Origin of the sequence: Nostoc sp., assembly GCF_036917975.1 — a bacterium.
GTDB lineage: Bacteria > Cyanobacteriota > Cyanobacteriia > Cyanobacteriales > Nostocaceae > Nostoc.
On record NZ_JBALEJ010000030.1, the window covers coordinates 1 to 25496 of the forward strand.

Here is a 25496-nt window from a genome sequence, read left to right on the forward strand (position 1 = left end):
CCAATCCCCAATCCCCAATCCCCAATCCCCAATCCCCAATCCCCAATCCCCAATCCCCAATCCCCAATCCCCAATCCCCAATCCCCAATCCCCAAGAAAATTAAGTCATTGTTATAAAAGAATGACTATAGTTCTCATTGAGATACTTTAACAAATATGAGGAAGCTTATGTTAACCAGATAATTTCTTAAATTGACTTTTAGTCATCCTTAAGATAGAGGGCGACGTTGCATGAACTGGAACAACCAGGAAATTTAATGTCGCCATCTAGCCAAAACATTATCATAAATGTTACAATTATTAATAAGAATCCAATAAAAAATGTTTAATAAGCAACCTTTTATCTAACTGTAGATACTTGTGAAAAGTAGGAAATAACTGTAGTTTTAGCAGTTAAGAAGCCTAAATTTGATTATTATGAGCAGCCGAGTTTATCGGGCGCGTAAGTTGCAAACCATAGTATAGGTTCCCAGTCTAACTGGCTAACATCCTAATAAAGCATCTATCCCTTAATGACCCTACCGCCAAACCCATCATTACCAAAGAGTAGCGCCATGAAGACCGCTCAGACAGCCACAGACCTCGTGCGGACTTACCTGCGTGAGATTGGCCGTGTGCCACTCTTAACACACGAGGAAGAGATTTTCTATGGTAAACAGGTGCAACGTTCCTGCGCTTTGCACGAATCAAGGGAAAATCTTGCCACCCAGCTAGATCGTCAACCGACTCTAGAAGAGTGGGCCAAAGCGACAAACCTAGAACCAGCAGAGTTGAACGAAGCGATCGCCGATGGTGAAATTGCCAAGCGTAAGATGGTAGAAGCCAATTTGCGGCTGGTAGTCTCCGTTGCTAAAAAGTACATCAAGCGCAACGTCGATTTACTGGACTTGATCCAAGAAGGTAGTATTGGTATGCAACGGGGCGTAGAAAAGTTTGACCCCACTAAAGGGTACAGATTTTCTACTTATGCCTATTGGTGGATTCGGCAAGCAATTACTCGTGCTATTGCCGAAAAAGCTCGTACCATTCGGTTGCCGATCCATATCACCGAAAAATTAAATAAGATTAAAAAGGCACAGCGCCAATTGTCTCAAAAATTGGGGCGCGCTCCCACAGCCGGAGAGCTAGCCGAAGAATTAGAATTGACCCCCAAACAAGTACGAGAGTATTTAGAAAAGGCGCGTTTGCCTCTTTCTTTAGATTTGCGGTTGGGTGATAATTACGACACTGAACTCGGAGAAATGCTGGAAGATCCAGGAGCATCTCCCGAAGAGTTCGTCATGCAATCTTCCTTATCTTATGACTTAGATCGTCTAATGGGCGATCTGACACCACAACAGAAGGAAGTAATCACACTGCGCTTTGGGTTAACTGATGGGCAAGCGCTGACTCTGGCGAGAATTGGTGAAATCTTGAACATCAGTCGAGAACGAGTGCGGCAAATTGAGCGGGAAGCTTTAACTAAACTTCGTAAATCTAAAGCCAATATGGATGAATATTTAGCAAGTTAGGGGAAAGTTAGGAGTTAAGATTTAGGAGTGATGAGTTTTTAATTAACTCTTCACTCCTCACTTTATTTATTGGGTGAGAAAATACGCTGGCTTTTGTACGGTTACACCTACTTCCACTCTTACGCTAGGCTGTTACATTAGTTGACAGGAAGACAAAATAACTAAGTCAAATCCAAAACAGGCATTTAATATTCAAATCACAAGCACCGCAGCCAATAGTGGTAGTTAAGGAGCTAAAAAATGAATAACCCATCCAATCGTGTCTCAGAGTTTTTTAATAGCGAATCAGAAACTAATGATTTACTATGGCAGTACGTTAAATCCTTGAGTCCAGAGACAGTTACACAGCTCTCTAAACCCACATCTGCTGAAGTGTTTCAGGTGATGGAACGGAATATTACAGGACTATTGGGTAATCTACCTTCAGAACACTTTGGTGTTACTGTAACCACAAATCGGGAAAACCTGGGCCGGCTTCTGGCTTCTGCGATGATTAGTGGTTATTTCTTGCGTAACGCTGAACAGAGAATGAATTTTGAAATTGCCCTACAAGGATCTGAAACCAACAATAGCGAAGTTGAGTAGAAATATAAAATTTGGTTTGGGAAATTAAATATTCTTGGGCTGGTAGCGGGTTACAGTTACGGCGATGAGTTAATTAAGTTCTATGCTTATCATTACTATATCAACTGTATAGTGATGATTTTGAGCATTCAAATCTTCGATTTTGCTATTTGTTTCTAAATTAGACTTAATCCAGTCTAATTCATCTTTTTTTTCTCTGCGAACACCTCCCTATTCTCTTTAGTTATTCCTTGTTCAGCAGCGATCGATCGCACGGATTTTCCAATACTCTCGTGATGCTGATAAATCTCTTACTTTTATTTCTAAAGCTCTGAGTTTTTTCTGTTTTTATAAAGCTCTTTACTTCTTAATCAAGTGACACAAATTTGATTAGCGCAGGTTAGAGATTTTTTCAACTTGTTTCGGTGCTTTAATTTCAGTAAATAGCTGAATCGCCCGATTGAAATTCATTTGATTTTCATCGGGCTTTGCCATCTTTTGATTAGTTAAACCCAATTGAAAATAAGCTTCAGCTAGATCGCACTTTGCACCTATTTTATCCAAAAGTTCGATTGCTTCTGTATGATTAGCAAGAGCTAATGCAAAATCTGTTTGTTGCCGATGGATTTCTGCTAAACCATTGAGAGTTTTTGCTTTTACCTGCATATAGTGACTTTCTTCAGCAAAAGTCAAAGCTTGCTGAAATATCTGGTTTGCCTGGGAAAATTCGCCTAAATTGACGTAGGTTTGACCTAAAATCTGCATGAAATAGACAAATCTCCCCGTTTGTTCTACCAATTTTTCGCTCGTAATATTTTGATAAGCTACATTTGCTAATGCAGATGAGGCATCACGCAAACCTAAATAAGAATACACCAAAGCTAAACAGACTGAGGCTTTTTCTGCCCAGCGATGATGCTCGGTATTTTGAGCCAGATAAATTACTTGCTGAAATAACTTTGCGGCTGCCTCTAATTCCCACAAATCTATTTTGTAAAGACCAATACTTAATAAAGAATCTACTTCTAGCATCCTCAGATAGTAAACTGTATGTTTATTTTCTGGCTGAGGTACAAGTGATTTGAGTGTTTGGGTTGCTAGAGTAATAGTCTTTTCTTGACAGGCGATCGCTTGGCTAATTTTACCTGTTATCCAATACAAATCACCCAATATATTGTAAAGTTCACTGAGATTTTGGTCATTTTCTAGATTGTGAACAACTTGATTAATTGCCGCAAGTATCGGCTGAATTAAACCCATCCGATACAACGTACTACCAAGAGGCAAAAACTGCTGCCACTGATTATTTCGGCTTTTTAAAATTACCTTACCCGCCAACTCAAATTCTTGAATTTCTATATAATGATAATATGCTTCCAGAGCTTGCAAAGCATCTTTAAAAGTTTCAATTTGTTTAATACTAGTTGTCCAAAATTCTGCGGCTTTGTGGTTGACAATTTCCCATTCATCGCTGGGGCGTAAACGTGCGATCGCTTCTTTCCGAATCACCGGATGCAGCCAGTATTCACCTTTATCACACTCCACCAAAGACCGATTTCTCAAGGAGGCGATGATTTGGCGATGTTGATCGGGTGGAACATCCCACAGTAAACAAAACAACCCTTGTGATGAGATGCTGGGTATATCTTGGTAACGATAACATCCTAAACGGCAAAGTAAGCGATATGCTTGGGGATCGAGGGCTTGCAGACGATTGATTTGACTAACGGCTAAATTTTTTAAGTCGGTTGCTGCTAGCGGATCGGCATGATTTTCTTGCCAATAAAGAACCATGTCACCATCAAAATCCTCCTGAATCGAACCGCAGAGAATTCCCATTGCTTTTGCATTACCACCATAAGTGCGATGCATGATTTGCAAGGTTGACGAGTTGATAGTTAATCCCCGCTTGCTAAAAAACTGTTGCCATGCACTTTCATCCAAACCAGGAAGCCGATAGTGATTCACATTTAGCCCAGGTTCACAAAGGCGATCGCGACTAGTAATCAAGGTAACAGATTGCACCCTAGCGTCAGCTAAAACCCGTAATAGTTCTACATAGTTGCGGTGAGAAGCAATCAACCCACCTTGTTGATCTAATGCAGGTTCGAGATTGTCAATTAACACGCCAATTCGCCGATTGTGGAGTTGGCGCTTGAGTCGTCCCAAAGTTACGCCAAATTCTACCCCAGGTTCTTGATCAAAATCTTGTTTGAGCCATTCCTCTACTACTCGTTCTGCGGGGGTGATATTCTGCGTTTCCTTCGCCATCAGCAGTTCTAAAACCAAGTCAAACCCCTGAGTTTGGAGATATTGCTGCGCTAGAGTGGTTTTGCCTAAACCGCCTTCACCTTGGATAACAATCACTTTCGAGCCTTGATTTACCAAATTATTCAGGTGAGCGATCGCAGCTGTTCGGCCAATAAAATTGGTATCCTCTAATTTTGGGGTGGGATGTGGCGATCGCGAGTAATCAATCAGACTTGATGATATAGCAGTAGTTTTTCTCAAAACTCGCTCCAAAGTAGCGCGACAATTACTTTTGGTAATCTTTTCTCGCAGTACTTTAGAAAGCAACTTCCATAACTGAGAACCTGCATCCTTGGCGTGTCCTTCTGTACAACCGTAAGAATGAGCGATATCCAAGTATTTTCTACCCAACCAAACTTGCACAAGAATCACTTTTTGCAAATCGCTCAACCGTTCCCCAGTCTGCGGGGGAATTGTGGCATCTAACCATGCTAATGCTGCTTCAGCGTCCATTGTGTAACGACAAGGGGAGTTCAGATTTTAGGGACAACTATAAATTACTCTACAGTTATATTGCTGGAGTTTTCGGATAAGATTTTGTAAATCCGACTTTTTTCCCGACTTTTGCAAACTTTATTCAAAATTCAGCAACAAGTTCTTGAAAGGATTGCTGTTATTCCAACGGTAAGTATTAAAGTCTCGTTTTGGTTCCCAAGTGCCACGAAAAAGCCAGTATCAGCGATGATCATACTTTTCTTGCATTAGCGATGTCTACGAAGAGCTTCTCTACGAGACGCTACGCGAACGCTTACGCACAATGGCTTCGGAATTAGCAGCTAAATCAGTTTCTCCTTTGAAACACCCAATAAATTTACTTTGCCTGAGTTTCGCTAAGGGATCTGTTTTTTGTTGCTGAAGTTGTTGATAGCGCAGTTCAATTGAAGACTTAATTGCCTCTACTGTATCTTGGTCAGCCTCTTGTTGAATATAGGCAAGCTTTTGAGCATATTCTTCATCTAGCTGAATATCAAAATTCTTCATTACCACTAACTTAGAACGTTTACCTAAAGTATATCGTCCGCGTTGAATCGTCTAAAATAAAACTCATTAGGTAAAATCAACACCATCATTACTTATGATGAAATCAGACCCACGTCAATTGCCTAGCAGTGCTGAACTTCCTTGTTCAGACGATACCCCTGTGGATAACGAAGACCAAAACTTTATTCCCAACTTGCTTCTCTTCTTGCTGCAATATATTTAGGCAAACCGTAATGACTGGTTTTTCAGTGTGGATATGGGCGTTTACCATACCACAGGGGTTAGTCCGCTTGTGCCGATTGTACCAGACGGATTTTTGAGCTTAGGTGTAGAACGCCGCAAGGAAGGTAAATCTCGTAAAAGCTATGTTGTTTGGGAAGAAAAGAACATTGTGCCTATCCTGGCTTTAGAAATTGTCTCCTTAACTCCGGGTGGAGAATATGATAAAAAATTAGACACCTATGCCAAGTTAGGGGTACTTTACTACATTATTTATAATCCAGAGTATTGGCAACGCGATCGCCACCAACCTTTTGAAGTTTATCGCTTAGTAGATAATAGCTATCAATTGCAAATTGGTGAACCCTTTTGGATGCCAGAAATTGGTTTGGGAATTGGTAGAGGGCAATACATATCTGGTAATATCCAGCGTCAGGTTTTATATTGGTATGATCGACAAGGAAATCGTTATCAAACTCCAGAAGAACAGCTTGAATTAGCGCAAAAACAACTTGAGCGTTATCGTCAGCAATTTGGTGAACTGCCAGAGAGTTGAGCAGTGAGGGAATTCGTAATTTTTTATTCTTTCAAAGAATAAAAATAAACCCGTAATCTGCTGTATTCCGATAACCTAAATTGTTATTTTGCCAGTCACATTTGTTATTTTAAGGTTGATTGAAAATGCCGTGTATGAAGAAATTTTTTGCCTGGGGAATAAAAAGTACCAAATACTCATTGGTGAGAGTGGGATTAGGTACTGGGCAAGCCTAGCCTATGAACAAATGATCACAAGAAAAAAGAAAGGCAAACCCAGGCAGTTATTAAAGTGGTCATATATTGTAGAACTGAAGCAGGGTTCTGAGTTATTCGATACTCTTGTTCCAGATGGAGGTGCTTGGGCACCGTTGATAACATATTTAAAAGAAATTGCTCGACAACATTCAGAAGGTAATTTTCCAAGTTAAAAGAAGTAATTCATCAACTTGAATAAGATTGGTACATAGTACTACTTTTTCCCCGACTTCTCCCAACTGCATCAAATAAAACTGCCAACTTCAGCCGACTGACAAAACGAAGTGCGATCGCTTACGCTATTGGGCATAGAGATAAAAATTTAAGTATAAAAATATGCTTAATACCCTCAGCCCAATCACAGAAGACTTAGCAGGTAAAAGCTATCCCAGCCCTCACTACTTGCAAACACAGCGCCGCATTCGTTCACTCATAGACAGATATATTGCAGTCGAAAAACTACATGAACGTCTGCAAGATTTACCGATACAGTTTGCCAATCCCCAACCGCGTCCCTGGAAACCCATCGATTGGCAGACGATTAACCGCAATCAAATTATCGGCTTAGATGCAGAGGTATTTTTATCTATATTGATAGGTGCAATGGATACAGAAGCACCCATTCGCGGCTATACCCAAACCAGTAGGAAGTATTTGGAAAAATTGCATCCTCAGATGGCTCGGTTTGTTGGTGGAACAGTCGGTGAAAATGGCGAATTGCTGGAACTTGGTTTGTGGGAAAAGGAAGAACGTCAGCACACACCTGCATTAATCAAAATCTACACCCAATTAACAGGCGAGAAAATTACCCCAAAACTTCGGACTGTTAGAAGCTATCTTCCCACAGATGATGCTCACGAAGACTTATATCGCCACGGCTTACACCGCATTGCCACAGAATACGGTGCTACCTGTCTTTATATTTGGCTCATGGCTCACACCACTGGCGCACTCCAGGATGTTCTAGAAGAACTAGCACAGGATGAAATCAATCACATGACCAAATTCTGGGGGTTTGGGGTCTGGAGTTTTCCTGATACTGGGTTGATGCGAATTGGACGCACGCTGATTAAAACGCGATCGCCAAACTATCAGCGTAATAACCTCATACGTACCCTCCGCCGCATGATGGCTACCCTCAACTGGAATGCTTGGTCATTAACCAACAAAACAACTCTCCTCTTCACCTTCACTTACACAATGCATCGCCTGTGGAGTTGGAACAACACCCTCACACCAGAGTACTTACAAAATTTATTTGAAACTAATTAGTCAAAACAAAGGACAAATAACAAATGACAAATGACAAATCAAAATTACCCACAGATTTAAACCCTCAAAAAATCCCCCACCATATCGCCGTCATCATGGATGGTAACGGCCGATGGGCAACCAGTCGAGGATTACCGCGCATCGCTGGACATCGCCAAGGAGCAAAAACACTCAAAGAACTATTGCGTTGCTGCAAAGATTGGGGAGTTAAAGCGTTGACAGCTTATGCTTTCTCAACAGAAAATTGGCAGCGTCCCGTTGAAGAAGTGGATTTTCTGATGCATTTGTTTGAGCGATTACTACATCGCGAGTTGGCTCAGATGCATCGAGAAGGTGTGCAAATCTCCTTTATTGGAGATTTATCGGCTTTACCCAAGTCTCTACAGACAGAAATGGAACGTTCAATGACAGAGACGTTGAACAATCAAGCAATCCACTTTACCGTTGCAGTCAACTATGGTAGCCGCAACGAAATTACCAGAGTTTGCCGTCAAGTAGCTCAACTCGTGGAACAGGGTGAACTCAATGCGAAAGAAGTGAATGAAAGTCTTGTAGAACAACACCTCTACACCGCAGATACTCCAGAACCCGATTTGCTGATTCGTACTAGCGGTGAGATGCGGTTGAGTAATTTTCTCTTGTGGCAAATGGCTTATACAGAGATGTATTTCACCGATATTCTTTGGCCAGATTTTAATCGAGAAGCATTTCATCAGGCTTTGTTGAGCTACCAAAATCGCGATCGCCGTTTTGGTCAAGTTAAAGCTTCACTCTCAGCTTAGTCTACCAAACACCAAATATCGCCTCAAAATTAAACCGGATTTTTGCCATCAGCGATAAAGTAAAAGCACCCACATTACCACGATGGTATATGGGCGCTCACAAATAAAACATTATCGAGGATAATCTATCTGCTATGACAGACCGAAGTAACTATAAGAATAGCAGGGACTGAGTAAATAAACTGCAAGGGTAGTTACAAATGTTTTGTTAAAAATATTACTTACCGTCAATGTGATGCTTGATTTAGGCAAAATCCAATCGATTGCAAAATCCTATTCTCCCCAAGAATTGTTTGCTGCCTTGGTTTGGCAGCGTCGGTTCAATGAATTTGATGGCGAAGAGGTGATTACTGACCTTTCCAACCACAAAAATTTATGGGCAAGCTTTCTGTTCACAAAACCAATCTTTGCACCAGATGAAAACGGTTTAAGCTTTGGTGGTATGGTCGATACCCTCCTTGCAATGGCAAACTATCGTCCCATGCCTGAAACCAGCATTATCCATTTCATTGCTTATCCTGCCGATACACTATACATCCTGACAGAGAACCAAAATACAAAAGTGTCACAGCTTTTAGATTTGGGCAAAAAATGGCGAGCTGATTCAGTAGAAGTCACTGATGACACGAATGAAGATTACGGTTTGCGGCTGAAGCGCCGACTGAGAACTAGATTGGAAGGAGCGCTATTGGGTGAAGATGTTCGCCAGGATTGTGATGCGATCGTTGTTGCCTATTGGTGGGATTAAAATATCCTAAGCTGCCTGACAGATGATGTTAGGGTTTTGCCCCTAAAGCAAACTGCGACGCAAGGCTACAGGATAACTTTGGTGCTTAATAACAATATTGTCCTATATCACTAATATCGTGACAAAAAAATCTTTACTCGATGCTGAACCCCACCAAGGTTTGTAGAATCTAAACCGACTAACCGAGATATAGATGGAAAGTGTCCTTTAGGTGCGTCTAAGCTGAAAGTATATTCTTCGTATTTAACCCATTCATTATTAGCAAGACTTGCTAGCCATCCAACTTTATAAGCAAAGCGCTTATAATCTTTTTTGGCTTGCCAAATACGTTGTTGGACGCTAAAACCAAATTTGCCTTCACTATATTGAACCCAGAGTTTATTAATAATATAAAGGTCATGACGAGGAAACCTTTTAATTTCTCCATCATCTAACCAGCCTTCTTCTTCACGCTCACATATTTTGAGCATAGTAGAATAGGTTTCTTTATCAGCTTCCTGCCATTTTTGTTCTGCTAGTAGTTCCTGCAATTTTCTGTAATCAATACCAGAAGTATGAGATACAAGAGTTAATTCTGCTGCCAATTGAGACAGATGCAACTGCACATCTGATAAAGATTTAATAATTATTGTTTGCGAATCTGTCTCTACAGCTTGAGATGGCAATTGAGATATTTGCTCTTTTATTTGAACTAATTCTTCGAGAATTTTATAATTTGACTTTTGTTCATCGGTCATAATTTCTTTCAAAGCTTGTAGTTCAGTTTTAGCAGCTAGTGAGGCTTTTTGAGCCTCAGCTAAAGTCATCTGAGTTTCTATTGCCGTTTCTTCAGTATTTGCCAATCGCTCCTGCATAGTCTGAAGCTCAGATTTTAATTCCTTTATTTCCGTTTGGAAGCTTGCAATAGTTGATTCAATATTATGCAAATTATTATTTGCTTTCATATCCTGCAACTCTTCACGGGTACGCCTGAGTTCTTCAATTGCTTTTTCGTAATATCCTAATGGCGTTTTCCAGTTATCATTACTTGCTTTGAACATAAAATAACTTTGCTTATTTTATTGCTTGTCTATTAATAAAATTTCTGAAGACTTATCCTCTGATATAACATTGTTTTTGAAATCATAATTATTCATGATGCTACGCCAAAACTTACAAAGTAAACCATATTTTATCCAGTCTTTAATAGCTCGATTTTTCAATTCTGGAGAATTTCTTACTAAAGCAGCCATCATAGCGGCATTTTGTTGTAATTGTCCATAAATCTTCAATACCTCGTCAATAGATGTTTTTTCATCTAACTTACTCAATTCATAGCACTCGCTTAACTCATAAAGCTCAACATCAGAAAATAGTCCACCAGGCTTCCATGCTATTTTGAGCCTTTGTCTACATTTATCAAGAGGACTGGGTAAACCGTGAACTAAATATTTTTTTAATTCATTCCGAATTAGTTCAAGTTTGCCATCTATCAGTTCAGATATTTTATCAACTATTTGATTAGCATCTTGAAATAACTTATTTTCTAAATATTCGATTCTTTCCAAACTCTGCTCAATGCTGTTTTGAGACAAGCTAATCGCCTGCATTACAGCTAGTGATATTTGATTAATTCTATTTTCTAAATAAAAATTAGTTTTACTAATAGTCTCCGTGAGAGCTTGTTCACGAATTTTATCTATTTTCTCAAGGTGATGCTTAACTTTTTCATCTGCTGTATTTAACAGATATTCAATGTCAGCTTTAACCTTACTTTCTAATTCCTCGGTTCTTTCTATTGCATGATTAATGCTTTCTTGAGCTATATAATCAAGCTTGTCAGCTAAAGGGTAAAGTTTGTCATCAAACAAGTTAGCTATTTCTTTGCTACTATCTCTGACAACCTCCTTAGCCGCACTCTCAAATTGTTTCACAAGACCTCCAAATAGCCATCCCATCATTTCTTTACACCCTTTTACACCATAACTAGCAAGCAAATATCCTCACAAAAATAACACTCCTTTTCAGGAGTGTCGAGGATAAAATAATGACTAATAAATAAGTATAAATTCGGTGGACAATTATCGAATAATAATATTGTCTTTTTGCCCAAAATATTTTATGCAAAACTGCTGCGATGCTTAGGTTGCGCTACGCCAAAAATAAAGTGCGTAGCGCATCATAGATATCGCCTCACACATAACCTAATTATTTCTTTTACCTGATTTACCAGTTTTATTAGAAAGTTGGTGTTTTTGTATAACCCGCTCAATCTGGCAAGTCACCGCATCTATTCTATGTTTAACCTTATCAAAATCAATATTCACCCAAATATAGGCTTTGTCTGGTCTTTGTTGCTTGTTATTCATATAATGCTTTACTTGTCAAGATATTTTGTTATATCTATACAATATAGCTATCTTAATTTCTAAACTACTTTCTCTAGACGTATAAGTAAATATGCTTAATATTTACTTAAGATTTTATCAGTGATTTAATTCGCAGAAGCGCACAATTGCTATTTACTAAGAGAGACGCGATATTTCGCGTCTCTAAGAACCAAAATCAAAATTCTAAGTGTTAGCTTAAATCTTTGTTTGTAGATATTGCACCAACTGCGCTGCTTGCCTCACTCCCTCTATTCGATCCACAGGCTTACCCTCCTTAAACAATACTAAGGTTGGGAGAGACTCAATTTTATACTGAGTAGCCAATTCCGTGTATTTTTCTGTGTCGATTTTGACAATCCGCAAACGATCCTTAAGTTGATTATTGACTTGCTCTAAAATTGGCGTCATCATCTGACAAGGGCCACACCATTCAGCGTAAAAATCTACTAATACAGGTACATCAGAAGCAGACAGCATATCATCAAAGCTGTTAAATTCTTTTTGAGTTGCCATTATGACACATACCGATTTTCAACTGTTTGTTTCAATGGTAATTCTTAGAAAATAAAATCGGTATAAGTTTATGGTTTTTGTTGGTAAAAGATTAGATTAGTTAATATAGACTGATTTGCTAGCCAAAAGCTTAAATAATTATAATAAAAAACGTATCTTATTTTGGTTTGTGCATCTGCATTAAGATATGTATTTAAACCTATTCTGAACAACCAACTAACAATTCAAAATTCAAAATGACGCTCTCTACGAGACGCTAAAAGCGAACGCAGACTCGCTAACGCTGCGCTAACAAAATTCAAAATTAAAGAAATTTCAGACGTTCGCGTAGCGTCTCGTAGAGAAGAGAAGTGCCTTGCGCGGGTTCCTTGCGTTGTGGCAACCTACAGATCCCCGACTTCTTTAAGAAGTCGGGGATATTGTTTTCTGCGCTTTTGATTCAGTAGGACTATATCTAGCTAAAAACGACATATAGCTATCTAATTTGTATCATGCTAGCAAGATTGTCATCCCGCAAGAGTTAGATATTATCTAGACAATATTCAGATGTTCCCGAAATCACCATAAGATAATTAGCGCAGTATTTCTAAGATTGAGGAAAATTAAATGACACTATTACAAGATAAAGTCGCAATTATTACAGGTGCATCACGAGGAATCGGCCGCGCGATCGCAATCGAATTAGCTGCACAAGGAGCGATCGCAGTTGTCAATTATGCTAGTTCTAGTGCTGCGGCTGAGGCAGTAGTTGCAGAAATTACAGCCGCAGGAGGTCAAGCGATCGCGATCCAAGCTGACGTTTCTAAAAGTGATCAAGTAGACGCACTAGTTAAGACCGTCACCGAAAAGTTTAGTCGTGTGGATATCTTAGTCAACAATGCAGGTATTACCCGCGACAATCTGCTTTTGCGTTTGAAGACAGAGGATTGGCAAGCTGTGATAGACCTTAATCTAACTGGTGTTTTCTTATGTACACGTGCCATCAGTAAAATTATGCTGAAGCAGCGATCGGGGCGGATTATCAACATTACTTCCGTTGCAGGGCTAATGGGCAATCCAGGACAATCAAACTACAGCGCCGCCAAAGCAGGTGTAATCGGCTTCACCAAAAGCGTTGCCAAAGAACTAGCGACTCGCGGGATCACCGTTAACGCCGTCGCCCCTGGATTCATCACCACCGACATGACCAGCGATCTCAACAACCCCGAAGATATTCTCAAATACATCCCACTCGGTCGCTTCGGTCAGCCGGAAGAAATCGCTGGCATGGTGCGCTTCCTCGCCGCCGATCCCGCCGCCGCCTACATTACCGGACAAGTTTTTAACGTCGATGGCGGTATGGTAATGGCGTGAACTACCCACACTGATTTGGAGTACCAAATACAGTGTGGGCTTCTGTAATCACAGGGGAATGCCGAAACTTAGACTTTCGCCCAAGCTGAGGACTTACTTCCCCTCCTACAGCAGAGACGGCTGAACCTTCCGCCTTTAGCATTCTGATACCCTCTGCTCTAATATTTATCGCTGCGTTTCCATCCCTATCATGATGAGTATTGCAATGAGGACAAGTCCATTCACGGACATCTAATGACATCTCACTCACTTGATAGAAACAATTAGAACAGAGTTTTGAACTAGGAAACCACCTATCAATCTCAATCAACTTCCCGCCTTTTCGTTCGAGTTTGTATGCTAAGAAGTTAGTGAATGTTTCCCATCCAACATCAGATATTGACTTTGCCAATTTATGATTACGATAGCGTAGCGTTAGCGAGTCTTCGAGCGTCACCATGCCTAATACATTAAGATTCTCTACTATGACAGCTTGGCTATCGCTGACCAACTTGTAACTAAGTTTGTGTAGAAAATCTTGCCTTGAGTTACTAACTTGCTCGTAGACTTTGGCAACAACTTTTCTATATCTATTTCTTGAATTACTCCCTTTTTGTTTACGTGCTAATTTTTTCTGTTTGCGCTTAAGATTTTTCTCATGTTTGGCAAGGTGCTTAGGATTGTCATATTTAGTGATTTTCTCGCCGTTAGTAACAACCGCAAAATGTTTCAGCCCTAAGTCAATGCCATAAATCTTCCCCTCTGAGATAAGAGGATTTTCGCCCTCTAACTCAGTCAGAATCGATGCAAGGTATTTACCTGAAGGCGTTTTACTAATGGTAACAGTTTTGATTTTCCCCTCAATCGCTCTGTGTATTTTGGCTTTGACTACCCCAATATTGCCTGGAAGTTTGACATTACCATCTACAACTTTGACGTTTTGAGGATACTGAATCGACTGTTTACCATGCTTGGATTTGAACTTAGGAAATCCAGCACGTTTTTCAAAAAAGTTTTTGTATGCCGTAGTTAGATTGAGCGTTGTAGCCTGTAAAACTTGGCTATAACACTCAGATAACCATACGGTTTCTTCTGCCTTTTTGAGTTCAGGAAGAAGTGCATTGAGTGCTGCACGGCTAAGTCCTTTCCCCGTTTCTTTGTAAGTCTCAATCGACTTATTTAGGGCATAATTCCACCACCAACGAGCGCAACCAAAAGCTTGAGCTAATTGGATTTGCTGCTCAACTGACGGATATAAACGGACTTGTACAACTTTGTGTAGCACTCAACATCACCTCCTTAACACCTGTGTTTTATCATAAATATATATTGCGGTAAACTACTAAAAGAAAATAATTGTTGATTCGTCATACATCTAATATTTGTCTTTGCTGTGCAAAAAATCAATATTAGATGCAATCCTCATCAACCGCCTTATATCCCACCACTGATTCTGGGTACAGAATTCAGATGGGGGACTTACGGCGTAATAGTTAAATAGTGCTGAGTTTTTGTAGGGTGTGTTATGCCGTAGGCTAACGCACCGATTTTATGTGGCGATCGCTGATTTAGACTTATTTAATTGCGATCGCACTCTTTCGTAGCATCCAGCCAAAACTCGAAACTGACCGCGAGATATTGGCTGAAATTCGCCACATCTGAGAATATCTGTTGGGGCAACAGCGCGGCAACAGTAAAATTGACTCTTTAGTTCATCTAGACATTAGCAGGTGTGCGGCTGCGTTTAATAGGGCTAGATGACTAATGACCAACTAAGGCTGTTGGCGTATCCTTTGCCAAACAGTAAAACCCAAAAGCAGGATAATGCTACTGGCGGTAGCCACCATTACAGCCAAACTCATACCTTGGATTTTCATCGCCAGCAAGTTGAAAACTAAGGTAATTGACCAAAGGGTAAATGCAGCATGGCGCTGGGATAGTCCCCAAGCAAGTAAGCGGTGATGTAAGTGGTCTTTGCCAGGAGTACTCAGAGGGTTATTTCCTGCTAGTAGCCGCCGCACAAATACTTGAGTTGTATCTAGCACCGGTAACAACAAAAATAAAACCGTAGGAATTAAGGCATAAACTGTGTTTTGTTGCAGTTTACCTAAAATACTAGTTGCTGCCAGCACATAGCCAAAAAAGTATGCTCCGGCATCACCCATAATAATTCGTGACGGATGGAAATTATGACGTAAAAAGCCCAATGCAGCACCTGCCAAGGCTGCAAGTACCAAAATTGCTGCTGCACGGTTGTTAAATTGGGCTGCAACTGCCAACAAACTCATGGCAGTAATAAAGCTGATTCCTCCTGCCAAACCATCCATACCATCCATCAAGTTGATGGCATTGGTAATCCCTACTACCCATATTACTGTGAGCAATATGGACAGGAACGAGTCGATGGGAGTGCCAAATAGGACTTTAACACTGATGCCATTAGCTACCAATAATAGTGCCGTGACAATTTGCGCCCACAATCGCACAGAGGGTGGCAAGCCGAACTGATCGTCAATAAAGCCCACAAGAACTAATATCGAACCCCCTAACAGAATAGTTAGCACCTGAGCCAACACGGTTTGGAGTTCAATCGGTCGTAAAAGGCTAGCTAATACCAGCGCGGCAATCACACCCGCGTAGATAGCCAGCCCCCCAGCATTGGGTAAAGGTTCTCGGTTGAGTCGCCGGGCGTTGGGTTCGTCAGCCCAACCTACCCGCAAGGCGAATTTGCGTACTGTCGGAATTAAACGCCAAGTTACAACCCAAGCCAAGAGGAACGTAAATACTACTGCCAACCAGCCGGTGCCGCCAGGGTCGGCAATACCAAGGGATTTAAGGGAGTTCTCTAAATTCATCTCCCAATTCAAGCATTACTGCCAGTATCTAATATGAGCATCACCTGTATATTAATCAATTTTTTTTATTTCCATTTGTAACTTGAGCCGCTTGAGAGATTAGCACTCTGACGCTGTGAGTGCTAAATTGTCTAATGGAAGCGCTGGAGAAATGAAACATGGCGAAAATTATTGCATTTGATGAGGAATCTCGGCGAGCTCTAGAAAGGGGTGTTAACGCCCTTGCCGATGCCGTAAAAATCACTTTGGGGCCTAAAGGTCGCAATGTTCTTTTAGAGAAAAAATTTGGCGCACCTCAAATTGTCAACGATGGTATCACTGTTGCCAAGGAAATTGAATTAGAAGATCCTTTGGAAAATACTGGTGCAAGACTCATCCAAGAAGTGGCCTCAAAAACCAAAGATGTCGCTGGGGATGGTACAACCACCGCCACAGTTTTAGCACAAGCCTTGATTAGAGAAGGTTTGAAGAACGTCGCGGCTGGTAGTAACCCTGTTAGCTTGAGACGCGGGATCGACAAAACTATTGAGGCATTGGTACTAGAAATTGCCAAGATAGCCAAGCCAGTAGAAGGAAGTGCGATCGCTCAAGTTGCTACTGTCTCTGCTGGTAACGATGAAGAAGTTGGCCAAATGTTAGCTCAAGCAATGGAAAAAGTCACCAAAGATGGTGTAATTACCGTTGAAGAATCTAAATCTCTAACCACCGAACTAGAAGTAGTTGAGGGGATGCAGATTGACAGGGGTTATATTTCTCCCTACTTCGTCACCAACAACGAGCGGCAAATCGTCGAATTTGAAAACGCCCGGATTTTAGTGACAGATAAAAAAATCAGCAGCATCCAAGATTTAGTACCGATTTTGGAAAAAGTTGCCCGTTCTGGTCAACCCTTGCTAATTATCGCTGAAGATGTCGAAGGTGATGCTTTGGCAACTTTGGTAGTGAACAAAGCGCGGGGTGTACTAGCTGTAGCTGCCATTAAAGCACCTGGATTTGGCGATCGCCGCAAAGCTTTGTTAGAAGATATTGCCATTCTCACCGATGGACAGTTGATTTCGGAAGAAATCGGCTTAAGCTTGGATACCGCTTCTCTAGAAGCGCTGGGAACTGCCCGCAAAATCACCATTGACAAAGAAAGCACCACAATTGTCGCTGGTAGTGTCACCAAGCCAGAAGTACAAAAGCGGATTGGTCAAATTCGCAGACAGTTGGAAGAAACTGATTCTGAGTACGATCAAGAAAAACTCCAAGAACGCATCGCCAAGCTCGCTGGCGGCGTGGCAGTGATTAAAGTGGGTGCAGCAACCGAAACCGAACTCAAAGACCGTAAGCTGCGGATTGAGGACGCGCTCAACGCTACTAAAGCTGCTGTGGAAGAAGGTATTGTTCCTGGTGGTGGAACAACCTTAATTCACTTAGCGAAGGCGGTAGAAGCGATTAAAAAGACCTTACAAAATGACGAAGAAAGAATTGGGGCTGATATTGTACAACGAGCGCTAGAAGCTCCCTTGCGCCAAATAGCAGACAACGCTGGTGCTGAAGGTTCTGTAATCGTCTCAAAAGTTCGGGATAGCGATTTCAACATTGGCTACAATGCCGCTACTGGCGAATTTGAAGACTTGATTGCTGCTGGTATTATTGACCCTGCCAAAGTCGTGCGTTCAGCTTTGCAAAACGCTGGTTCCATTGCTGGTTTGGTCTTAACCACCGAAGCGATCGTTGTTGAAAAGCCAGAGAAGAAATCCGCCGCTCCTGCCCCTGATATGGGCGGCATGGGTGGTATGGGTGGCATGGGCGGCATGGGTGGCATGGGCGGTATGGGCATGTTCTAACTTCTGCTCACCCAGATAAATATTCTTTTAGCAGTTTGTCTTGCCAAGGCAAACTGCTTTTTTATATTTATCATTGCTGATTCAGGAGCAATATGTTATACCAATTCGTAATTCGTAATTCGTAATTGAGATTCGTCAGATTAAATCTGGCTGATGACCAAATTAGAAACCTAAATAAGTGCATAGTTTAGAAATTACCTTATTTACATGTAATTTTTATAAAATTACATGTAAGCTGTCTTTTGTGCTTTGTTCTTTACCAATGACCAATGACCAATGACAAATGACAAATGACAAATGACTATTAGGTAATATTGCATGGTACGAAAACTGCGTCGCCTTCCCAAAATAGCCACCAAGCGATATGAAGATGAGTTCCGTCACCAACCAGGAACTTTACCAGGAACCATCATTATTGATGCAGACGCTCCGCTACCGATTATTTTCTTGATTGACTATAACCAAGCCAATTTCACTCGCGAACAAATAGCAACCCCAGAGGAGTGTGTTCCCTATCTGGAGATGGAATCGATTTCTTGGGTAGATGTACAAGGTTTAGGTAGTCAGGACATATTACAACGATTGGGTAACGTTTTTAAGTTACATCCTCTAGTTTTAGAAGATGTAGTCAATGTACCGGAGCGTCCGAAAACAGAGGATTATGAAGACCAACTGCTATTCATTAGCCGCATGGTAGTAGCAAAGGAAAGAACATGTGGTTTTTACAGCGAGCAAGTGAGTTTGATATTAGGAAAAAATTATTTGTTGACAGTACAAGAAGAACCAGAACATGATTGCTTTGAAGGCGTGCGATCGCGGATTGAAAAAAACAAAGGGATCATCCGTAAACAGGGAGCGGATTATTTAGCTTACGCTGTGTTAGATGCAATTATTGATGGCTTTTTCCCAGTGCTGGAGCTTTATGGTGAGCGAATCGAAGAATTAGAAGAGGAGGTAATAGTAAAACCTACTCCACAAACACTACAAGATATTTATCAAATTAGGCGAGAATTACTACAACTACGTCGTGCTATCTGGCCTCAACGGGATGCAATTAATGCCTTAATTCGAGATGGCAGTGATTTGATTAGTGAAGACGTGCGAATCTACCTACGAGATTGTTATGACCATACGGTGCAAGTAATGGATATGGTGGAAACTTACCGAGAACTAGCATCTGGATTAATGGATGTGTACCTTTCGGCAGTAAGTAACAAAATGAATGAAATCATGAAGGTACTAACGGTAGTTTCAACAATTTTTATTCCCCTGACTTTTGTCGCTGGAATATATGGGATGAATTTCAATACCGAAAAATCGCCATATAATATGCCTGAGTTGAATTGGTATTGGGGTTATCCACTTTGCTGGGCACTAATGATAGCGATCGCACTTGGTTTGCTATTCTTTTTTTGGCGACGAGGTTGGCTACAAAATTCTGTAGTAGCCAAGCGCAATTAAAAATTGCAGATGAGCAATAAGTCTGAATATATATTCATTAGCACCGGGAGTTAAGATTTTTGAGTTATGAGGAGTAGCGACCAGAATTTAGTAGTTTTGACGATTTATATTATCGGTGTCTCTTATGTTTTCAACCGCATGATTGAATCCATCGATGACCAAGTTAAATTTGAGTTTAAAAAAGGAACCGTTGATGAGCAACTAAAAGAACAAAATCTCGACGATAAAATTGGAATTTCCTTTAAACTCAAAGCCTCATATCCAATTGACGATTTGAAAGATTTAGGAATTAGCATTGAAAATAAATCTGATAATGTTGCCGTATACGTTGACTGGGACAACAGTTCTTTAGTAGTTGAACATAGCAAGCAATCGCGCCGTGTGATTCGGAAATCACCAGACTTAACCCGCGACTTAGCTGTACCCCAAAGTCCGAGCCTAATTGCTCCCAAGAAAACACTTTCTGAAACAGTGACAGCAGAAGATGTTTTCGAGCGCGATAAAGAAGCTGGAACCTATTTAGCAAAAAAACCACTAATTGATATCAATGGGCTACAAAAAGGGCAAAAAAAGTTGTACAACGACTTTCTTAACAGAAGAAAAGAGTTAGACTTTTCCCTACAACTGGTGCTGAGGATATCTGAAGTGCGTTTAGGTCTAGCCCCAGGTCGTGATTTTCCTCCCATTAGTATTATCAATTGTCCTTTCACAGTCAAAAAGCTACCTTGGACTTACGCTCTACCTTGGAATAAAAAAAAGCAATAGCAACCAGACACACTATGCCAACCAAGACTACACTGGATCTAAGGAGAGAGTAGGCGCAGGCGGTTGCAGATCAGTCTTAGCCACTGGTTTGAGGAAAGTCCGGACTCCCGAAAGACCAAACTTGCTGGATAACGTCCAGTGCGAGCGATCGTGAGGATAGTGCCACAGAAAGATACCGCCAATCAATTTTGGATTTTAGATTTTAAATTTTGGATTGAATCTAAAATCCAAAATCCAAAATTCAAAATTGTTTGGTAAGGGTGCAAAGGTGCGGTAAGAGCGCACCAGCAGTATCGAGAGGTGCTGGCTCGGTAAACCCCGGTTGGGAGCAAGGCGATAGGGACTATGGTTGGTCTTTTACCAGTTCCGCTCAATGAGAGCCGCTTGAGGCGTTTGGTAACAAACGTCCCAGATAGATAACTGCCCTCGCAAGAGAACAGAACCCGGCTTATGTCCTGCTCTCTCCCCTTTAACATTCTCCACTGATATACACGTGGAGAATAACTTTATTTGTATTTCTATACAATGTCTAAAAATAAAGGTAATCCAGATAACTTAAAGCCATTCACCACGGACAGAGAACGACCACTAAGTGAATATCTACATTTGCGTGTCACCAAGGAAATGAAGGAAGAAGTAAAAGCTAAAGAAGATCCTCCTGAATTTTGCCGTCAAGCTATCCAAGAGAAGCTAGATAGAGAGAAGTAGCAAAAAGTTGTTAGAGTAATAGTCCAAGAGATTTAGGAATATAAATATAGATAGATAGCTAGTTACCTTCCTTCCCCTGCCTCCCCTGCCCCCTTCCCCTTGTCACGTAATGCCCCTTGCCTATCCACGCCGTCAACGGCAACTCGAAAGTTTAGTCCAAAAATTAGGTTTATCGCTAGAAGCACCTATAAAGTGGGAACTACTGGATTTAGCGTTAACTCATCCCACTGTTTCTGAGTCGGCAAATTACGAACAGCTGGAGTTTGTTGGCGATGCCGTGGTACGCCTGGTGTCGGCTGTTGTGTTATGGGAAAATTATCCCGATTGTCCAGTAGGAGATTTTGCGGCAATTCGTTCGGTGTTGGTGAGCGATCGCATCCTTGCCCAATTGGCCAGAGTTTATGGTTTAGAGTTATACTTACTAGTCGCTGGTAGTGCTACTGCTGATAAAGTTGGTCTAGAGTCACGACTAGCAGATGCTTTTGAAGCAGTTTTAGGTGCGCTTTACTTAAGTACTCAAAATCTGGAACTGATTCGCTCTTGGCTAGATCCCCACTTCCACCAACTAGCAACAGAAATTCGCCTCGATCCTGCCAGACTTAATTACAAAGCTGCTCTCCAAGAATGGACTCAGGCGCAATTTAAAGTTTTACCAGAATATCGGGTTGTAGAAGTCAGTCAACCGCACCGCAATCAAGAACGTTTTATGGCTGAAGTGTGGCTGCACGGAAAAATGCTTGGACAAGGTAAGGGACGCTCGATAAAAACTGCTGAACAAGCCGCAGCAAAGGTAGCTTTTTTAGCCATACCTAATCCGCAAAACCCCTGAACTCAAAAGATTATAAATAAACTGATAATCAGTTGCTAGTCATTTATTAGGGAACTCCAAGAAATAAATTATCCAATATTGTGGGGTGGGCAACATGAGCGCCCAGTCTATAGGGCGGGCGAGACGCCCACCCCACAAGAGTTAATTGAATATTTTTTTATTTGGAAGTCCCTTATTTAACTAATGACAAATGACAAATGACAAATGACAAATGACAAATGACAAATGACAAATAAAATTAAAATTGCTGTCATCGGGGTTGGGCGTTGGGGAGTGCATCTGCTGCGGAATTTCTTAGCAGATCCCCAAGTAAATGTAGTTGCTGTAGTAGATCCCCACCCAGAACGATTAGCGGCGGTAAAGCAGCAGTTTAACTTAGATGAAAATGTATTATTAACAACTCAATGGCAAGACTTAAAGAAAGTGCCAGAGTTGATAGGAGTGGCGATCGCCACTCCAGCTACCACTCACTATGCTTTAATTAAAGATGCTCTCCAACAGGGATACCATGTTTTAGTTGAAAAACCCCTAACTCTCGACCCCGCAGAATGTCGGGAACTTTGCCAGTTAGGAGAGCAGCATCATTTAATACTCATGGTTGACCACACTTATTTATTTCACCCAGCAGTTGAGCGAGGCAAAACTGTAGTACAGGCGGGTAAATTAGGTGATTTACGCTATGGTTACGCTACCCGCACCCATTTAGGGCCTGTCCGGCAAGATGTTGATGCGCTGTGGGATTTAGCCATTCACGATATTGCTATATTTAACGCTTGGCTTGGTCAAATTCCTATCAAAGTACAAGCAACAGGTACGGTGTGGCTACAGGGAGCAGGGGAGCAGGGGAGCAGGGGAGCAGAGGGGAAGAAAGATACAAATCTTCCTGTGCCTCAAGGTTTGGCCGATCTGGTATGGTTGACACTGACATACCCAGATGGCTTTCAAGCTTATATTCACTTGTGCTGGCTCAATCCCGATAAGCAGCGACGACTGGGGATTGTGGGAAGCCTTGGTAGTTTGATTTTTGATGAAATGTCACTATCATCACCTCTAACCCTGCTACATGGAGAGTTTGAACAGCAGGGCAATCATTTTATTCCTGTGAATCAAAGGCAGGTGGTGCTGGAATTAGAGCCAGGGGAACCATTGCGGCGAGTTTGCTCCTCTTTTGTTGTTTCTATTCTCAACAATACTCCCCCAGAAGTTTCATCTGGCTGGGTAGGTAGTGAGTTAGTAGAAATTCTTGCTGCTCTAACAATATCTCTTGGGCAAGGTGGGAAACCTGTTTTTCTAAATGCTCATCAAGCATCAACAGTAATATAGCGGTTCTCATTCAGATGAGACTACTGGGAACAATTTTGGGTTTTCGAGACGCGATAAATCGCCGTCTCTACAAGTGTTTTGTTGCTCATTCTGAACTATATTGCTCTAGAACAATGGCAGTTGTTGGAATTGGTGCAAAATATCAGATTTTTCCGGTTGAGGCAAAATATAAGTGAATAATTACTTTACATTGAATATGTATAGCTAAAACTCATGGATATACCCCAGCGCGTATCAGTCCGCTACAAAGACGCGTCCTTCAACAGTAATGAAATCCGCTTGAGAACTTTTCGGCTTGGGTTGCAAATATGGGATGAACAAACCAAACCTAGAAAAACAGAGCTTTATCAGTTTATATCCTCTTGCTTGAAACAAGTTGACCGCCAAGATCGTTTTATGTTTTCTCTGCTATTCATAGAATTAACAGACCTCATACGCAATTCTGCGCTGGAAAGGGGAACAAAAGAGGTTCTGATTAAAACAGCTTTTAGAGAATTTGCTTGTGCGATAACAGACTTTGAAGACGTTGCCAAATAAGGTTGATGGGGGTGGAGGTATTGCTTAGGCGTAGCTCATCCCAAGCATTGCCCATAACTGAGCTAACCTAATCTAGTAGGATATCTATAGTAAACAGCTTTCCTATCAGATTAGTTTTTTTGGCTGAATGCGCGGATAGGTAGGTGTTGGAAATGGGGTAACTACAAAAATGCCTGAATTGCCCTATATGCAATAATTTCAGTGCATTAGCATTTATAAACCATCCGCGCACCTTATGTAGACTAGTTTTCAGCCATTTGCCTCTAGCCAAATCACAACTCCTGGTGTTATGATTTCTCCATTCGCGCAAGCTAACCTTGAAAACCAAATAAGACAAGGCTTTTAGAAGCGCTCGTAATTGGAATTACTAAAATCCCTATTAGGGATTGAAACGCATACCCCAGTTAGGGCAAGCACTTTCTTCTGTAATTGGAATTACTAAAATCCCTATTAGGGATTGAAACAGTGATTCTAACTCCATCTAATAATCCTTCCAACATTGGAATTACTAAAATCCCTATTAGGGATTGAAACTCATGATTAAGGGTGTTCTGCTGACAGGTGAATTTATTGGAATTACTAAAATCCCTATTAGGGATTGAAACACCAGGCGCGGCGAGTATTTACCTTTGTATGGCTTATTGGAATTACTAAAATCCCTATTAGGGATTGAAACATTGAAAACATGGACGATTACATCCAAGAAGTTGAAGAAAATTGGAATTACTAAAATCCCTATTAGGGATTGAAACCTCCCTCTGTTTCTGTTAATCTCCAAATTACTCCATTGCAATTAACTAAAATCCCTATCAATAGGGTTAGGTTAAGGTTTTTTGATGGAAATTGTAGAGTGCAAAGATCAGAGAAATCATTATAAAGACGCGATAAATCGCCGTCTCTACAAAATATTGATTATTGTAGAGACGGCGATTCATCGCGTCTTTTGTCTTAACCTTAGAAGTATTAGTAATTAAATCTTTTCTATTGCAATTACCTAAAAACTATCTAAAAAGAAATTACTTTGCGATCGCGCAAAAACTTACCGCTTATATTGCGCGGAGCATCAGTAGCCAACCAGATTGCAGTGTCAGCACCTTCTTCTGGCGAACGGGGTGCTGATGAACCACCCATATCTGTTCTCACCCACCCCGGACAAATGGAATTGACGACGATCCCTTTGGAGTCCAAAGCTTGTGCCAACATAATTGTTGCGCCATTTAATGCCAGCTTCGATAGGCAGTAACTTGGAACACCAGCAGATAAGTCTGATAATGCTCCATATCCACTTGAAACGTTAACAACTCTGGCATCGGAGGATTTTTCCAACAGGGGTAAAAATGCCTGTACCATCCGAATTGGGCCGAAAGTGTTGGCATTGATTGTAGAATCAAGCAACTCACGAGAAATAGTCAGAATATTTATATCCTTATCTGGATACACGCCAGCATTATTGATCAAAACATCTAACCGATCGATATTTTGGTGCAGGGTTTTGACTGCTTGATTGATGGAGCGATCGTCGGTGACATCCAATTCGACGGGAATTACCTTGCCTGGAAGTTTCTGGGCCGCAAGTTTGGCGTTATCGAGCGATCGCGAAGTGATAATTATTTCATAGTCTTTTGCCACTAAACCTTGAGCGATCGCAAACCCAATCCCTCGGTTCCCACCTGTGATTAATACCCGTTTGTCTGGTATGGATTTCATCTCAGTATTTTATATCCATTTTGCTAGTTATAGTTCACAAAATATCATAGACTTATAGATTAAAAAAGCAAAAACTCTTAGTATTT

Annotated in this window: 23 protein-coding genes, 1 other RNA gene, 1 pseudogene and 1 CRISPR repeat array; of the genes and pseudogenes, 16 read left to right on the forward strand and 9 right to left on the reverse strand. The window is 41.1% G+C overall.

Going from position 1 to position 25496, the window contains the following annotated elements:
• Positions 1 to 554: 554 nt before the first annotated feature.
• Complete coding sequence (locus tag V7K76_RS13745) at positions 555 to 1511, forward strand: RNA polymerase sigma factor, RpoD/SigA family (RefSeq protein ID WP_334776133.1); 957 nt, start codon at positions 555 to 557, stop codon at positions 1509 to 1511.
• 240 nt (positions 1512 to 1751) lie between these two features.
• On the forward strand, positions 1752 to 2096 hold the full coding sequence (locus V7K76_RS13750; RefSeq protein ID WP_334776132.1) for a DUF760 domain-containing protein: 345 nt from the start codon (positions 1752 to 1754) through the stop codon (positions 2094 to 2096).
• Positions 2097 to 2465: 369 nt separating this feature from the next.
• On the opposite strand, the gene V7K76_RS13755 is transcribed toward V7K76_RS13750, so the two are convergent.
• Both V7K76_RS13755 and V7K76_RS13760 read right to left on the reverse strand, forming a co-directional pair.
• A complete protein-coding gene (locus V7K76_RS13755; protein WP_334776131.1) occupies positions 2466 to 4838 on the reverse strand; it encodes a tetratricopeptide repeat protein in 2373 nt (790 codons plus the stop codon).
• A 273-nt stretch (positions 4839 to 5111) separates the two neighbouring features.
• The gene (locus tag V7K76_RS13760) at positions 5112 to 5366 is read right to left on the reverse strand and encodes a CopG family transcriptional regulator (RefSeq protein WP_334776130.1); all 255 of its coding nucleotides are present in this window, start codon (positions 5364 to 5366) and stop codon (positions 5112 to 5114) included.
• A 94-nt stretch (positions 5367 to 5460) separates the two neighbouring features.
• Here V7K76_RS13760 and V7K76_RS13765 point away from each other — a divergent pair.
• From V7K76_RS13765 to V7K76_RS13785, 5 genes and pseudogenes are all read left to right on the forward strand, one after another.
• Positions 5461 to 6141: pseudogene (locus V7K76_RS13765) on the forward strand (Uma2 family endonuclease).
• Between the two features lie 130 nt (positions 6142 to 6271).
• Entirely contained in the window at positions 6272 to 6550 is a 279-nt protein-coding gene (locus V7K76_RS13770) for a hypothetical protein (RefSeq protein WP_335029812.1), read from the forward strand.
• A gap of 163 nt (positions 6551 to 6713) precedes the next feature.
• Positions 6714 to 7649, forward strand: a complete 936-nt coding sequence (locus V7K76_RS13775) for a ferritin-like domain-containing protein (RefSeq protein WP_334776128.1) — start codon at positions 6714 to 6716, stop codon at positions 7647 to 7649.
• Positions 7650 to 7672: 23 nt separating this feature from the next.
• Positions 7673 to 8431 (forward strand): isoprenyl transferase, encoded by a 759-nt coding sequence (locus tag V7K76_RS13780; protein WP_334776127.1) that lies wholly within the window; start codon positions 7673 to 7675, stop codon positions 8429 to 8431.
• Between the two features lie 235 nt (positions 8432 to 8666).
• Positions 8667 to 9179, forward strand: a complete 513-nt coding sequence (locus V7K76_RS13785; protein ID WP_334776217.1) for a hypothetical protein — start codon at positions 8667 to 8669, stop codon at positions 9177 to 9179.
• Positions 9180 to 9289: 110 nt separating this feature from the next.
• On the opposite strand, the gene V7K76_RS13790 is transcribed toward V7K76_RS13785, so the two are convergent.
• The 4 genes from V7K76_RS13790 to trxA form a co-directional block, all read right to left on the reverse strand.
• Positions 9290 to 10219, reverse strand: coding sequence for a GUN4 domain-containing protein (locus V7K76_RS13790; RefSeq protein ID WP_334776126.1), 930 nt, complete (start codon positions 10217 to 10219; stop codon positions 9290 to 9292).
• An 18-nt stretch (positions 10220 to 10237) separates the two neighbouring features.
• On the reverse strand, positions 10238 to 11155 hold the full coding sequence (locus V7K76_RS13795; protein WP_334953631.1) for a hypothetical protein: 918 nt from the start codon (positions 11153 to 11155) through the stop codon (positions 10238 to 10240).
• Between the two features lie 207 nt (positions 11156 to 11362).
• On the reverse strand, positions 11363 to 11527 hold the full coding sequence (locus tag V7K76_RS13800) for a hypothetical protein (protein WP_292844713.1): 165 nt from the start codon (positions 11525 to 11527) through the stop codon (positions 11363 to 11365).
• A 216-nt stretch (positions 11528 to 11743) separates the two neighbouring features.
• Positions 11744 to 12061, reverse strand: coding sequence for a thioredoxin (gene trxA, locus V7K76_RS13805; RefSeq protein WP_179067113.1), 318 nt, complete (start codon positions 12059 to 12061; stop codon positions 11744 to 11746).
• Between the two features lie 606 nt (positions 12062 to 12667).
• Between trxA and fabG the strand changes: the two genes are divergently transcribed.
• Positions 12668 to 13414: a 3-oxoacyl-[acyl-carrier-protein] reductase gene (fabG, locus tag V7K76_RS13810; protein WP_334776124.1), complete on the forward strand. Its 747-nt coding sequence runs from the start codon at positions 12668 to 12670 to the stop codon at positions 13412 to 13414.
• A 1-nt stretch (position 13415) separates the two neighbouring features.
• On the opposite strand, the gene V7K76_RS13815 is transcribed toward fabG, so the two are convergent.
• Positions 13416 to 14678: an RNA-guided endonuclease InsQ/TnpB family protein gene (locus V7K76_RS13815; RefSeq protein ID WP_334776123.1), complete on the reverse strand. Its 1263-nt coding sequence runs from the start codon at positions 14676 to 14678 to the stop codon at positions 13416 to 13418.
• 487 nt (positions 14679 to 15165) lie between these two features.
• Complete coding sequence (locus tag V7K76_RS13820) at positions 15166 to 16248, reverse strand: MraY family glycosyltransferase (RefSeq protein ID WP_334776122.1); 1083 nt, start codon at positions 16246 to 16248, stop codon at positions 15166 to 15168.
• 158 nt (positions 16249 to 16406) lie between these two features.
• Between V7K76_RS13820 and groL the strand changes: the two genes are divergently transcribed.
• The 8 genes from groL (at position 16407) to V7K76_RS13860 (ending at position 23703) form a co-directional block, all read left to right on the forward strand.
• Positions 16407 to 18080, forward strand: a complete 1674-nt coding sequence (groL, locus tag V7K76_RS13825) for a chaperonin GroEL (protein ID WP_334776121.1) — start codon at positions 16407 to 16409, stop codon at positions 18078 to 18080.
• Positions 18081 to 18398: 318 nt separating this feature from the next.
• Complete coding sequence (gene corA, locus V7K76_RS13830) at positions 18399 to 19541, forward strand: magnesium/cobalt transporter CorA (protein ID WP_334779028.1); 1143 nt, start codon at positions 18399 to 18401, stop codon at positions 19539 to 19541.
• Positions 19542 to 19607: 66 nt separating this feature from the next.
• On the forward strand, positions 19608 to 20306 hold the full coding sequence (locus V7K76_RS13835; protein WP_334779029.1) for a hypothetical protein: 699 nt from the start codon (positions 19608 to 19610) through the stop codon (positions 20304 to 20306).
• A 46-nt stretch (positions 20307 to 20352) separates the two neighbouring features.
• An RNA gene (gene rnpB, locus V7K76_RS13840) (RNase P RNA component class A) lies at positions 20353 to 20772 on the forward strand.
• Positions 20773 to 20831: 59 nt separating this feature from the next.
• Entirely contained in the window at positions 20832 to 21014 is a 183-nt protein-coding gene (locus V7K76_RS13845; protein ID WP_334779105.1) for a hypothetical protein, read from the forward strand.
• Positions 21015 to 21123: 109 nt separating this feature from the next.
• Positions 21124 to 21843, forward strand: a complete 720-nt coding sequence (gene rnc, locus V7K76_RS13850; RefSeq protein WP_334779030.1) for a ribonuclease III — start codon at positions 21124 to 21126, stop codon at positions 21841 to 21843.
• Positions 21844 to 22068: 225 nt separating this feature from the next.
• On the forward strand, positions 22069 to 23166 hold the full coding sequence (locus V7K76_RS13855) for a Gfo/Idh/MocA family protein (protein WP_334779031.1): 1098 nt from the start codon (positions 22069 to 22071) through the stop codon (positions 23164 to 23166).
• A gap of 213 nt (positions 23167 to 23379) precedes the next feature.
• A complete protein-coding gene (locus V7K76_RS13860; protein ID WP_179064500.1) occupies positions 23380 to 23703 on the forward strand; it encodes a hypothetical protein in 324 nt (107 codons plus the stop codon).
• Between the two features lie 357 nt (positions 23704 to 24060).
• Positions 24061 to 24455: direct repeats of the CRISPR family, unit length 36 nt; unit sequence ATTGGAATTACTAAAATCCCTATTAGGGATTGAAAC.
• A 253-nt stretch (positions 24456 to 24708) separates the two neighbouring features.
• Here V7K76_RS13860 and V7K76_RS13865 read toward each other — a convergent pair.
• Positions 24709 to 25410 (reverse strand): SDR family NAD(P)-dependent oxidoreductase, encoded by a 702-nt coding sequence (locus tag V7K76_RS13865; protein WP_334779032.1) that lies wholly within the window; start codon positions 25408 to 25410, stop codon positions 24709 to 24711.
• Between the last annotated feature and the right edge of the window lie 86 nt (positions 25411 to 25496).